The following is an 11,879-nucleotide window of genomic DNA, read 5'->3' on the forward strand; positions in this document are numbered from 1 at the left end:
ATACAATTCGCTGCGACGACAACTTCCGGCCACGCCCCAAAGGGCCGTGTAACGGAATGAAACCGCGGGGCCCGAGCGCCGGTATGCGTCTGGCCCGCAGGGGTCGATTGCTTTAGAATGCCGGGTTGACATCGAAGGGGCGGTCGCGTCTTCCGGTTTTGTGAAAACCGTTACTGAAGACGCGCAGCGACACACGGAATCCTCGCGCACGAGCCGGCCGCGTGACCGCCTCATCTACGGCCTTGATCCGCGTCGAAGGGAGATGGGGACAGCCCTTCAGGAATCAAGCCGTCGCGGTTTAATACGTTCTAGTTTGCAACCTTGGAGAAACCTTTAATGGAAACGCAATCCACTTATAACTATAAGGTGGTGCGCCAGTTTGCCGTGATGACCGTAGCCTGGGGCATTTTCGGCATGCTGATGGGCGTCGTCATCGCGGCCCAGCTGGTGTGGCCGGACCTGAACTTCGGTCCGTGGCTCCACTTCGGCCGCCTGCGCCCGCTGCACACCAACGCCGTGATCTTCGCCTTCGGCGGCTGCGGCCTGTTCGCCACCTCGTACTACGTCGTCCAGCGCACGTGTAACGTGCGGCTGATTTCGGACAAGTTGGCCGCCTTCACCTTCTGGGGCTGGCAGGCGGTGATCGTCGCCGCGGCCATCACGCTGCCGCTCGGCTACACGCAGAGCAAGGAATACGCCGAGCTCGAGTGGCCGATCGACATCCTGATCGCGCTCGTCTGGGTCGCCTACGCCGTGGTGTTCTTCGGCACCATCGCCAAACGCAAGATCAAGCACATCTACGTCGCCAACTGGTTCTACGGTTCGTTCATCCTGACCGTCGCGCTCTTGCACATCGTGAACAACCTGTCGGTGCCGGCCGGCGCGTTCAAGTCGTACTCGGTCTACGCCGGCGCCGTCGACGCGATGGTGCAATGGTGGTACGGCCACAACGCCGTCGGCTTCTTCCTGACCGCCGCCTTCCTCGGCATGATGTACTACTTCGTGCCGAAACAGGCCGGCCGTCCGGTGTACTCCTACCGCCTGTCGGTAGTGCACTTCTGGGCGCTGATCTTCACCTATATGTGGGCGGGTCCGCACCACCTGCACTACACCGCGCTGCCCGACTGGACCCAGTCGCTCGGCATGGTGTTCTCGCTGATCCTGCTGGCACCGTCCTGGGGCGGCATGATCAACGGCATCATGACGCTGTCCGGCGCCTGGCATAAGCTGCGCACCGACCCGGTCCTGAAGTTCCTCGTCGTGTCGCTGTCGTTCTACGGCATGTCGACCTTCGAAGGCCCGATGATGGCGATCAAGACCGTGAACGCGCTGTCGCATTACACCGACTGGACCGTCGGCCACGTGCACTCCGGCGCGCTCGGCTGGGTCGGCTTCATCACCATGGGTTCGCTCTACTATCTGATCCCGCGCCTGTGGGGCCGTGAAGAGATGTACAGCGTCAAGCTGATCGAGGCGCACTTCTGGCTCGCGACCATCGGCGTCGTGCTCTACATCTCCGCGCTGTGGATCTCCGGCGTGATGCAGGGCCTGATGTGGCGCGCGCTGAACCCGGACGGCACGCTGACCTACGCGTTCGCCGAGGTCGTCAAAGCCACCTATCCGTATCACTTCGTACGCTTCGTGGGCGGCGCCTTCTACCTGACCGGCATGGTCCTGATGGCTTACAACACCTACCGCACCGTGTTCGCAGGTCGTCCGGTCGACGCCAAGATCCCGGCCGTCACCGCCCACGCGCACTAAGGTCGAAAGAACAAGATGGAAAAGATCCAGAAACTGATCGAAGAACGCGTCGGCTACCTGATCGTGTTCACGCTGATCGTGATCAGCTTTGCCGGCCTCGTCGAAATCGTGCCGCTGATGTTCCAGAAGTCGACCACCGAGCCGGTGGCGGGCCTCAAGCCCTTCACCGCGCTGCAACTGGCCGGCCGCGACGTCTACCAGCGCGAAGGCTGCTTCAACTGTCACTCGCAGATGATCCGCCCGCTCCGCGCCGAGACCGAACGCTACGGCCACTACTCGGTCGCCGGCGAGTCGGTGTACGACCACCCGTTCCTGTGGGGCTCCAAGCGTACCGGTCCGGACCTGGCCCGCGTCGGCGGCCGCTACTCGGACGAATGGCACCGCGTGCACCTGATCAACCCGCGCGACGTCGTGCCCGAGTCGAACATGCCGGCCTTCCCGTGGCTCGCCCGCAACCTGGTCGACGCGGACTCCGTCCCCAAGCATATGGAAGCGCTGCGCAAAGTGGGCGTCCCCTACTCCGACAAGGACATCGCCGAGGCCAAGGCCGCGGTCGACGGCAAGTCGGAAATGGACGCGGTGATCGCCTACCTGCAGGGCCTCGGCCTTGCGCTGAAGAACGCGCGCTAAGCCTATGGACTGGACCAGTTACGGGCACTCTGCGTTCACGGTGTTCTGCCTCGTCAGCTTCGCCGTGATCCTGATCGGTGCCTACAGCAAACGCGCCAAGAACCGTTACGACGAGGCGGCCAAGCTGCCCTTCCTCGGCGACGAGGACGAGGCGGTCCAATTCCGCGAAGCGGCCAACGGAGCGAAAGAATGAGTGATTTTGTGAGTGATTTCTGGAGTGTCTACATCTCCGTCATCGTGATCGCCGGCATGGCCGGCCTGGGCTACGTGCTGTTCAGCCAGGCGAAGGCCGTGGCGGTGAAGAAGGACGGCGAAGCGGCCGACGTCACCGGCCACGTGTGGGACGACGACCTCGTCGAGTACAACAACCCGCTGCCGCGCTGGTGGATGTGGATGTTCTACATCACAATCGCCTTCGGCATCGGCTACCTCGCGCTCTACCCGGGCCTCGGCAAGTACCAGGGCCTGTTCGGCTGGAGCTCGGTCGGCCAGTACAAGAAGGAACGCGGCGACGCCGAGGCGAAGTACCAGCCGCTGTACGACCAGTTCCAGAAGAAGGAGCTGAAAGCGGTGGCCGCCGATCCGAAGGCTCAGGAAATGGGCAAGCGCCTGTTCCAGACCTACTGCGTGCAGTGCCACGGCTCCGACGCGCGCGGCGCCAAGGGCTTCCCGAACCTGACCGACCACGACTGGCTGTACGGCGGCGATGCGGCCACCATCAAGACCTCGATCGAGGGCGGCCGCCACGGCCAGATGCCGGCTTTCGGCGCCAGGTTCGGCGAAGAGAAGGTCAAGGACGTCGCCAACTACGCGATGTCGCTGTCGGGCAAGAAGCACGACGCCGAGCGCGCGCAACGCGGATCCGAGACCTTCAAGGCGGACTGCGCGACCTGCCACGGCCCGGACGGCAAGGGCAACCAGGGCGTCGGCGCGCCGAACCTGACCGACAACACCTGGCTATACGGCGGCACCGAGAAGACCATCGTCGAGACCATCACCAACGGCCGCAACAACCAGATGCCGGCGTGGAAGGACTTCCTCGGCGAAGGCAAGGTCCACCTATTGGCCGCCTACGTATGGGGTCTGTCGAACAACCCCAAAGCCCAGTAGTAAGGGGCGAGCCCGAAACTGCCCGCCGTCGTGCGGGCAGTTTTCTTTGGGGGTGCCGAATCGACGGAAGAATGGATTAAAATAGCACTCACGATACAGGTTTAAGCCACCCCCGCCGCCTCACCCGGCCAGAACCTTGCGGTAAGCCGGCCCGTCATGCCGTTTTACCGGAATCTTCTTACAGGGAAAGACCATGTCCGACTCTCTCAAAGACATCCCGATCAGGGTGGTACACACCCCGCCGGGAAAAGACCCTGACCAGGGCTCCTCGCTCTACGAAGTACACAAGAAGGTCTATCCGCGCGCGGTCAAGGGCGTGTTCAACAACTGGCGCGTGCTGTTCGTGCTCGGCACGCAGCTCGTCTATCTGGCGCTGCCGTGGCTGAGCTGGAACGGGCGTCAAGCCGTGCTGTTCGACCTCGCCAACCGCAAGTTCTTCCTGTTCGGCCTCACCATCTGGCCGCAGGACTTCATTTATTTAGCTGCCCTCCTGATCTGCAGCGCCTTCGGTCTGTTCGCGTGGACCACCGTCGCCGGCCGGCTGTGGTGCGGCTATTCCTGTCCGCAGACGGTGTACACCGAGATCATGCTGTGGATAGAGAACTGGGTGGAAGGCGACCGCAACAAGCGGATGAAGCTCGACAAGTCGCCGATGAGCGCCAGAAAGCTCAGGATCAAGTCGACCAAGCACGCGCTGATGATCGCGTTCTCGCTCGTCACCGGTTTCACCTTCGTCGGCTACTTCACGCCGATCCGCGACCTCGTCGCCGCGCTGCCGGCCTTCGCCTTCGGCCCGTGGGAAAGCTTCTGGATCCTGTTCTACGCCGGCTTCACCTATCTGTTCGCTGGCTTCCTGCGCGAGCAGATGTGCATCTATATGTGCCCGTACGCACAATTCCAGAGCGTGATGTTCGACGCCGATACGCTGATTGTCTCGTATGACGAAGCGCGCGGCGAGCCGCGCGGCTCGCGCAAGAAGGGCGTCAACCCGCGCGACGAGGGCCTCGGCGACTGCATCGACTGTACGATGTGCGTGCAGGTCTGCCCGACCGGCATCGACATCCGCAACGGCCTGCAGATCGCCTGCATCGGCTGTGCCGCCTGTATCGACGCCTGCGACGACGTGATGGACAAGATGGGCTACCCGCGCGGCCTGATCCGCTACACGACCGAAAACGCGCTCAAGGGCGCGTATCCGGAAAGCGAGTTCGTCTCCCGCCTGAAGCGGCCGCGCGTCGTGCTGTACACGCTGGTGCTCCTGGTCGTGGTCGGCGCGTCGCTCGGTTCGCTGCTGATGCGCAAGCCGTTCAAGGTCGACGTGCTGCGCGACCGCGCATCCTTGGTGCGCGAAACCGACGACGGCTGGCTGGAGAACAGCTACAGCCTGAAGATCATCAACACGTCGGAACAAAGCCAGCGCTTCCGCCTCTCGGTGAAGGGCCTGCCGGACGTGAAGCTGTCCACCGACACGCCGGTGGTCGCCGTGCCCGGCGGCGCCACCGAATCGGCAGCCGTGCGCGTGCAGGCCGACCCGCAGTACGCGACAAAAGGCAGCCACGAGATCCACTTCGTCATCGAATCGCTCGACGACCCGTCCAAGGTGGTCGAGGAAAAATCCAGCTTTATCGGAGAATGAGCCGCATGCAAGACAGCAAGAAACCCAAGCGCCCGTGGTACAAGGAGCCGTGGCCGTGGCTGCTGGCGGCCGGCCCGGCCATCGTCGTCGTCGCCGGACTTTACACCTACAAGCTGGCGGCAGACACCGACGACGCGCTGGTCGTCGACGACTATTACAAGGAAGGCAAGGAAATCAACCTGCAGCTCAAGCGCGACGAGCAGGCGACCCGGCTCGGCGTCGAGGCGCAGGCGATGTTCTCGCCCGACCACAAGGCGGTGCGGCTGCTGCTCAGGAGCAAGGTCGCGCTGCCCGAGGCGCTGACGCTGCACCTGCTGCACCCGACGCTGTCCAAGAGCGACCAGACGGTCTTGGCCAAGCGCATCGGCGAAGGGATGTACGAAGCGGTGATCGCGCCGACCGCCGCCGGCCACTGGTACGTGCGACTCGAAGACCCGAAGGCCGGCTGGCGCATCCAGGGCGAGTGGAAACCACAGGAGACCCCGGTCGTCAGACTCGACCCGATGCTGCCCGAAGCCGACAAGTAAGGATGCCGATGAAACCGACGCCGTTCTCATCCCGCCGCGCCGCGCTCGTCGCGCTCGCGAGCCTGACTCTCGCCGGCTGCTCGAGCCTCGGCGGCCGCTATACGCCGCAATACCTTGACGGCCAGGTCGTAGAGGCCAGGCCGCTCGCGCTGAGCGCCGCCGACACCCACGTCAGCGTGCGTCTCCTGGACGTCAGCCTCGCCGACGCGCCGTCGACGGTGCTCGCCGAACAGATCATCGAGCTGCCGAAGGCCTTCCCGGTCGCCTTTTCGCTGTGCTACGACCGGGCGTCGATCAAGCCCGGCCACCGCTACACCGTCGACGCACGCGTCTATGTGAAGGGCGAACTCAAGCAGCTCAACCAGACGCCAGTCCCGGTGCTCGGCCCCGGCCTGCCGACGCGACCGCAAGTCGCCGTCGAGGCGATCGGCCACTGAGCGACGCGACACCAGCAAGACGGGACCTGACGGTCCCGTTTTCTTTTGGAGCTCCAAAAGCTTGGCCGAGGCCGTATCCAAAAGCTCGGCCAACCTTGCCTGCGGCCTTCTACGTTGGCCGAGCCTTATCTAAAAGCCGCTGACGGGTTTCCTCGGGATGGCCAAACCGGCTTTGCTCTGCTCGAATGAAAGAGACCCAGCCTCGGCCAACGTGGCCTATCTACGTTGGCCGAGCCTCCCCCTCGCCTTTCATGAACGCATGAGCCGCCCCGCCCGTTTCCTCAAATCGCTCGAACGGCTGATCGGCCTCGTGCTCCTCTTTTGCCTCGCCGCACTGCCGGCGTTCGCGCTCGCCGAGGCCGCGCACCAAGCGATCCGCGTCGGCGTCGTGCTGCGACCGCCGTACGCGATGCGCGACAACCGCACGCAGGCGCTCAAGGGCGCCAACGTCGAGGTGCTGAACCGCATCGCCGCGCGGCTCAAACTGCCGCTGGCATGGCAGACCTTCCCCGACGTCGCCTCGCTCGAAGCCGCGGCGAAGGCCGGCGAGATCGACGCCGCGCCGGGCCTCGTGCAGACGCCGGCCGGCCTAGCCCTGTGGCTGTATTCCGAGCCCTACTTCCGCATCCCGCACAAGGTCGTCGGCCCCAAAGGCGCAAAGGGCTCGGTCGACCTCGAACAACTGCCGCTGCACGACCGCGTCGCGCTGCCCGCGCACGACGCGCTGGTCAAGTTCATCACCGACAACTACCCGGTGCTGCAGCGCGAACCGGTCGACTCGGCGCGCGCCGCGTTGCGCCGCCTGATCGCCGGCAGCGCCGAATACGCGATCGCAGACGAAGCCGAGCTCAATATATTGATGCGCGAGCCCGAATTTTCCGGGCTGGCCATCGTCGGCAACACCGGCTACACGCAGCTTTTGCGCATCGCCAGCCGCAAGGACAGGCCGGAACTGAACGCGCTCATCGACCGCGCGCTCGCCGGCGTGCCGCCTCACGAACTCGACGCGATCTACGCGCGCTGGATCCGCCCGCCCTACCCTCGGCTTGCCGATTCGACGCGCTTCTGGGCGCGCATCGCCTTGCTGTTCCTGCTGTTGTTCGTCGCCGCGACCATCGTCGGCCTGTGGCAGAAACGGCAACGGCAAGCGCTCGAAGACAAGCTCGCGGCGACGCGGCACGAACTCGACGCGCGCGCCGCGGCCGGCGAGGCATTGCAGTTGACGCAGTTCTCGGTCGACCACAGCACGGTCGGCATCCTGTGGGTGAACTGGGACAGCCGCATCCGCTACGCCAACCGCGCGGCCGAATCCATGCTGGGCTTCAAGGGCGGCGCGCTGCTCGGCCAACCTTTGGCCGAACTGCAGCCCGAACTCGACATGGACCGCTGGCTGGGCCTGTGGAAGCAGGTGCGCGCCGAGGCGCTGGTCGGCTTCGAGACCGACTGCCGCCACGCCGACGGCCACTGGCTGCCGGTCGACGTCAGCTTGAGCCATCTGCGCTTCGGCGACACCGAATACCTGGTCGCCTTCCTCACCGACGAGACCGAAAAACGCCGCGCACGCGCCGCGCTCGAGGAGAGTGAGGCGCGGCTGGCCGGCATCGCCGCCAACGTGCCCGGCCTCGTGTTCCGGCTCGAACGCGCCGGTGCGGCCGCCGACGCTCGACTGGCTTTCCTCAGCGAAGCCAGCCTCGCGCTCGTCGGCTACCCGGCGACGCAGCTGCTAGATCATGCGCGCGGCCTCGCCGCGCTGGTCCACCCCGATGACCTCGCCGAATACGAAAAAAGCTGGCGCGCCGCGCTCGTCTCGCAAGATAACTGGCAGTGGCAGGGGCGCATCCGCACGCGCGCAGGCAACGTGCGCTGGGCCGACCTGAAGGCGTCGGCGCGCCGCTTCGACGACGGCCGCGTCGTGTGGGACGGCATCCTGTGGGACATCAGCGCCAACAAGGAGAGCGAGCTCGGCCTCGCCGACTCGCGCGCGCAGTTGCGCGAGCTGTCGGCCCACCTCGAATCGGTGCGCGAAGAAGAAAAGGCACGCATCGCCCGCGAGGTGCACGACGAACTCGGCCAGGTGCTGACCGTCTTGAAGCTGGAAACGTCGATGTGCGAGTTCGCGCACGCCGAGCACGACGCGGCGCTCGCCGCACGCCTCCATAGCATGAAGAAGCTGATCGACCAGACCTTCGCCATCGTCCGCGACGTCGCGACCGCGCTGCGTCCGCCTATCCTCGATGCCGGCATCGGATCGGCGATCGAATGGCAGGCACGCCGCTTCGAGGCGCGCACGCAGATCCCCGTCCTCGTGTCGGTGCCCGAGACGCCGGTGAAGCTGTCCGACGCAAAGGCGGTCGGCCTGTTCCGCATCCTGCAGGAAGCGCTGACCAACGTGCTGCGCCACGCCGACGCGCATACTGTAGTCATGAGGCTGGCCGTAGCCGCAGACGATCTGGTCCTCACCGTCGCCGACGACGGCCGGGGCTTTGCACCCGATACGGCGCGCGCCGGTTTCGGCCTCGTCGGCATCCGCGAGCGCGCGATGATGCTCGGCGGCACGCTCGCGATCGAAAGCACGCCCGGCGAAGGCACCACGCTGACGCTCATCGTGCCGCTCGATCCCCCCGAAGGAGACCCACCTTGATCCGCGTTCTCGTTGCCGAAGACCACACCATCGTCCGCGAGGGCATCAAGCAGCTGATCTCGCTCGCGCCCGACCTGACCGTCGCCGGCGAAGCGTGCAACGGCGAACAACTGCTCGAGGTGCTGCGCCGCACGGCCTGCGAAGTGGTGTTGCTCGACATCTCGATGCCGGGCGTGAACGGGCTGGACGCGATCCCGCGCATCCGCGCGTTCGATTCGCCGCCGGCCATCCTGGTGCTGTCCATGCACGACGAGGTGCAGATGGCGGCGCGCGCGCTGAAAGCCGGCGCCGCCGGCTACGCGACCAAGGACAGCGACCCGGCGCTGCTGCTTGCCGCGATCCGCAAGGTCGCCGCCGGCGGGCGCTATATCGACCCCGAGCTCGCCGACCGTATGGTGTTCGAGGTGAGCCTCACCGACTCGCGCCCGCCGCACGCGCAGCTGTCGGAGCGCGAGTACCAGGTGTTCGAACGGCTGGTGCACGGCGCCAACGTCAATGAAGTCGCGCAGCAGCTGTCGATCAGCGCGAAGACGGTCAGCACGCACAAGGTGAGGCTGATGCAGAAGCTGAACGCGCACTCGGTGGCCGAACTGGTGCGCTATGCGATCGATAATCATCTTATGTGAGCCTGGCCCTTTAGACCGGATCGAGCGCGACAATCCGCACTATGAAATGCAGAGCCAAGGCCTATAATAGTAGTGCTTCTTCCTCTAGGCCTTTGTCGGAGGGAGAAACCCGAAAGCCCTGTGCTGGTTAAAACAGCCAGGGCTTTTGGTCGTCCGGCGCCCCCCGACGACCCTTAAGGGTCGTGTAGGAATCGCCCTACAAAGCTTTCACCCTCCCACCGACAGCAAAATCCGGCGAGCGCCGATATTGCCGCGCAGCCCCGCCGCCTAACATGGCCCCATACCGCGTCAACTTAGGTGTGTGAGCCATGGCCGAGACCCCCGCAAGCGATGTCCTCGTTCGTTTTAGCAAGATACAAAAGAGCTACGACGGCGAGACGTTGATCGTCAAAGACCTGAACCTAGACATCAGGAAGGGCGAATTCCTGACCCTGCTCGGGCCGTCCGGCTCGGGCAAGACCACCAGCCTGATGATGCTGGCCGGCTTCGAGACGCCGACCGCCGGCGAGATCAAGCTGGCCGGCCGCTCGCTGAACAACGTGCCGCCGCACAAGCGCGACATCGGCATGGTGTTCCAGAACTACGCGCTGTTCCCGCACATGACCGTCGCCGAGAACCTCGCCTTCCCGCTGTCGGTGCGCAAGATTCCCAAGCACGACGTCGGCGAGCGCGTGAAAAAAGTCCTCTCTATGGTCCAGCTCGACAAGTTCGCCAGCCGCTATCCGGGCCAGATGTCCGGCGGCCAGCAGCAGCGCGTCGCACTGGCGCGGGCTCTGGTGTTCGAGCCGCAGCTGGTGCTGATGGACGAACCCTTGGGCGCCTTGGACAAGCAGCTGCGCGAACACATGCAGATGGAGATCAAGCACCTGCATCGGCGCCTCGGCGTCACCGTCGTCTACGTCACGCACGACCAGGGCGAGGCTCTGACGATGTCCGACCGCGTCGCGGTGTTCCACCAGGGCGAGATCCAGCAGATCGACGCGCCGGCGGTGCTGTACGAACACCCGAAGAACGCCTTCGTCGCCAACTTCATCGGCGAGAACAACCGGCTCTCCGGCGAACTCGTCAGCCACGACGGCGACCGTTGCGTCGTGCGTTTGCCGCGCGGCGAGACGGTAGAGGCGCTGGCGGTCAACGTCGGCGGCCCGGGCCAGCCGGTATCGCTGTCGATCCGCCCCGAGCGCATCTTCCTTAACGGCCACAGCGAGGCGTGTCGCAACCGCTTCTCCGGCCGCGTGCAGGAATTCATCTACCTGGGCGACCACGTGCGCATCCGCATGGAGGTGTGTGGCAAGCCCGACTTCTTCATCAAGCAGCCGATCGCCGAACTCGACCCGACGCTGACCGTCGGCGACGTGGTGCCGCTCGGCTGGCAGACCGAACACGTGCGCGCGCTCGACGCCGTCGAGCACGCCGAATAAGGACGTGGATATCCCTAAAAGGAGAAACAGCGAATGTCGACATCGGTGAAAGTGGCGGTAGTGGCGGTCGGTCTGGCGTTGGCGGGTCAGGCGATGGCGAAGGACCTTACGGTCATCTCCTTCGGCGGCGCGAACAAAACAGCGCAGGTGAAGGCCTTCTATGGCCCGTTCAAGAAGGCGACCGGCATCAACGTGATCGGCGGCGAATACAACGGCGAGATGGCGAAGGTGAAGGCGATGGTCGACACCAAAAGCGTGTCGTGGGACGTGCTCGAGGTCGAGTCGCCGGAGCTGGCGCGCGGCTGCGACGAGGGCCTGTTCGAGCGGCTCGACTACGGCAAGATCGGCAACAAGGCCGACTTCGTACCGGGCGCGGTACAGCAGTGCGGCATCGGCATCTTCGTATGGTCTACCGTGCTCGCGTACAACGCCGACAAGCTCAAGGCGGCGCCGACCAGCTGGAAGGATTTCTGGGACGTGAAGAAATACCCGGGCAAGCGCGGGCTGAGGAAGGGCGCCAAGTACACGCTAGAGGTCGCGCTGATGGCCGATGGCGTCGTGCCGAAGGACGTGTACAAGGTGCTCGCCACCCCGGCCGGCGTCGACCGCGCGTTCAAGAAGCTCGACCAGATCAAGCCGAGCATCCAGTGGTGGGAGGCCGGCGCGCAACCGCCGCAGTTCCTCGCGTCGGGCGACGTCGTGATGAGCTCGGCGTACAACGGCCGCATCGCCGCGGTACAGCAGGAAGGCAAGAAGAACCTGAAGATCGTCTGGAACGGCGGCCTGTACGACTTCGACTCGTGGGCGATCCCTAAGGGCGCCAAGAACAGGGAAGAGGCGTACAAGTTCATCGCGTTTGCGAGCCGCCCAGAGAACCAGAAGGTCTATTCGGAGAACATCGCCTATGGCCCGTCCAACATCAAGGCGGTGCCGCTGATCGACAAGAAGCTCGCCGCCGACCTGCCGACCGCGCCGCAGAACATGAAGACCGCGGTCAAGGTCGACGTGAACTTCTGGGCCGACTACGGCGAAACGCTGGAACAGCGCTTCAACGCCTGGGCCGCCAAATAACCTCTTGCTGGAGCCGCCC

11 protein-coding genes are annotated in these 11,879 nt (G+C 64.8%); all 11 read left to right on the plus strand.

What is annotated here, in order from left to right:
- Window positions 1-336: 336 nt before the first annotated feature.
- The 11 genes from ccoN (at window position 337) to DWG20_RS00860 (ending at window position 11,860) form a co-directional block, all read left to right on the plus strand.
- A complete protein-coding gene (ccoN, locus tag DWG20_RS00810; protein ID WP_115431968.1) occupies window positions 337-1,761 on the plus strand; it encodes a cytochrome-c oxidase, cbb3-type subunit I in 1,425 nt (474 codons plus the stop codon).
- 15 nt (window positions 1,762-1,776) lie between these two features.
- Window positions 1,777-2,391 (plus strand): cytochrome-c oxidase, cbb3-type subunit II, encoded by a 615-nt coding sequence (gene ccoO / locus DWG20_RS00815; protein WP_115431969.1) that lies wholly within the window; start codon window positions 1,777-1,779, stop codon window positions 2,389-2,391.
- Between the two features lie 4 nt (window positions 2,392-2,395).
- Window positions 2,396-2,584, plus strand: coding sequence for a cbb3-type cytochrome oxidase subunit 3 (locus DWG20_RS00820; protein ID WP_115431970.1), 189 nt, complete (start codon window positions 2,396-2,398; stop codon window positions 2,582-2,584).
- Window positions 2,581-3,501 (plus strand): cytochrome-c oxidase, cbb3-type subunit III, encoded by a 921-nt coding sequence (ccoP, locus tag DWG20_RS00825; protein ID WP_115431971.1) that lies wholly within the window; start codon window positions 2,581-2,583, stop codon window positions 3,499-3,501. Before DWG20_RS00820 ends, ccoP begins: the two co-directional genes overlap by 4 nt.
- Window positions 3,502-3,694: 193 nt before the next feature.
- Window positions 3,695-5,137, plus strand: coding sequence for a cytochrome c oxidase accessory protein CcoG (ccoG, locus tag DWG20_RS00830; protein ID WP_115431972.1), 1,443 nt, complete (start codon window positions 3,695-3,697; stop codon window positions 5,135-5,137).
- 5 nt (window positions 5,138-5,142) lie between these two features.
- Window positions 5,143-5,664 (plus strand): FixH family protein, encoded by a 522-nt coding sequence (locus DWG20_RS00835; RefSeq protein WP_115434694.1) that lies wholly within the window; start codon window positions 5,143-5,145, stop codon window positions 5,662-5,664.
- A gap of 8 nt (window positions 5,665-5,672) precedes the next feature.
- Window positions 5,673-6,101, plus strand: a complete 429-nt coding sequence (locus tag DWG20_RS00840; RefSeq protein ID WP_115434695.1) for a YbaY family lipoprotein — start codon at window positions 5,673-5,675, stop codon at window positions 6,099-6,101.
- Window positions 6,102-6,360: 259 nt separating this feature from the next.
- On the plus strand, window positions 6,361-8,742 hold the full coding sequence (locus tag DWG20_RS00845) for a PAS domain-containing sensor histidine kinase (RefSeq protein ID WP_115431973.1): 2,382 nt from the start codon (window positions 6,361-6,363) through the stop codon (window positions 8,740-8,742).
- Entirely contained in the window at window positions 8,739-9,368 is a 630-nt protein-coding gene (locus DWG20_RS00850) for a response regulator (protein WP_115431974.1), read from the plus strand. The genes DWG20_RS00845 and DWG20_RS00850 overlap by 4 nt, the downstream gene beginning before the upstream one ends.
- 308 nt (window positions 9,369-9,676) lie before the next feature.
- Window positions 9,677-10,789 carry an ABC transporter ATP-binding protein gene (locus DWG20_RS00855; RefSeq protein WP_115431975.1) on the plus strand — a complete coding sequence of 371 codons (1,113 nt, stop codon included), beginning with the start codon at window positions 9,677-9,679 and terminating at the stop codon, window positions 10,787-10,789.
- Window positions 10,790-10,822: 33 nt separating this feature from the next.
- Entirely contained in the window at window positions 10,823-11,860 is a 1,038-nt protein-coding gene (locus tag DWG20_RS00860; RefSeq protein ID WP_115431976.1) for an ABC transporter substrate-binding protein, read from the plus strand.
- The last annotated feature ends 19 nt before the right edge of the window (window positions 11,861-11,879 follow it).

Origin of the sequence: Crenobacter cavernae, from assembly GCF_003355495.1 — a bacterium.
GTDB lineage: Bacteria > Pseudomonadota > Gammaproteobacteria > Burkholderiales > Chromobacteriaceae > Crenobacter > Crenobacter cavernae.

What these genes read in the sequence shown, in the direction of transcription:
- DWG20_RS00835 (WP_115434694.1), top strand. Translation starts at nt 5,143, where the DNA reads ATGCAAGACAGCAAGAAACCCAAGCGCCCGTGGTACAAGGAGCCGTGG.
- ccoG (WP_115431972.1), top strand. Translation starts at nt 3,695, where the DNA reads ATGTCCGACTCTCTCAAAGACATCCCGATCAGGGTGGTACACACCCCG.
- ccoN (WP_115431968.1), top strand. Translation starts at nt 337, where the DNA reads ATGGAAACGCAATCCACTTATAACTATAAGGTGGTGCGCCAGTTTGCC.
- DWG20_RS00845 (WP_115431973.1), top strand. Translation starts at nt 6,361, where the DNA reads ATGAGCCGCCCCGCCCGTTTCCTCAAATCGCTCGAACGGCTGATCGGC.
- DWG20_RS00840 (WP_115434695.1), top strand. Translation starts at nt 5,673, where the DNA reads ATGAAACCGACGCCGTTCTCATCCCGCCGCGCCGCGCTCGTCGCGCTC.
- DWG20_RS00820 (WP_115431970.1), top strand. Translation starts at nt 2,396, where the DNA reads ATGGACTGGACCAGTTACGGGCACTCTGCGTTCACGGTGTTCTGCCTC.
- ccoP (WP_115431971.1), top strand. Translation starts at nt 2,581, where the DNA reads ATGAGTGATTTTGTGAGTGATTTCTGGAGTGTCTACATCTCCGTCATC.
- ccoO (WP_115431969.1), top strand. Translation starts at nt 1,777, where the DNA reads ATGGAAAAGATCCAGAAACTGATCGAAGAACGCGTCGGCTACCTGATC.
- DWG20_RS00860 (WP_115431976.1), top strand. Translation starts at nt 10,823, where the DNA reads ATGTCGACATCGGTGAAAGTGGCGGTAGTGGCGGTCGGTCTGGCGTTG.
- DWG20_RS00855 (WP_115431975.1), top strand. Translation starts at nt 9,677, where the DNA reads ATGGCCGAGACCCCCGCAAGCGATGTCCTCGTTCGTTTTAGCAAGATA.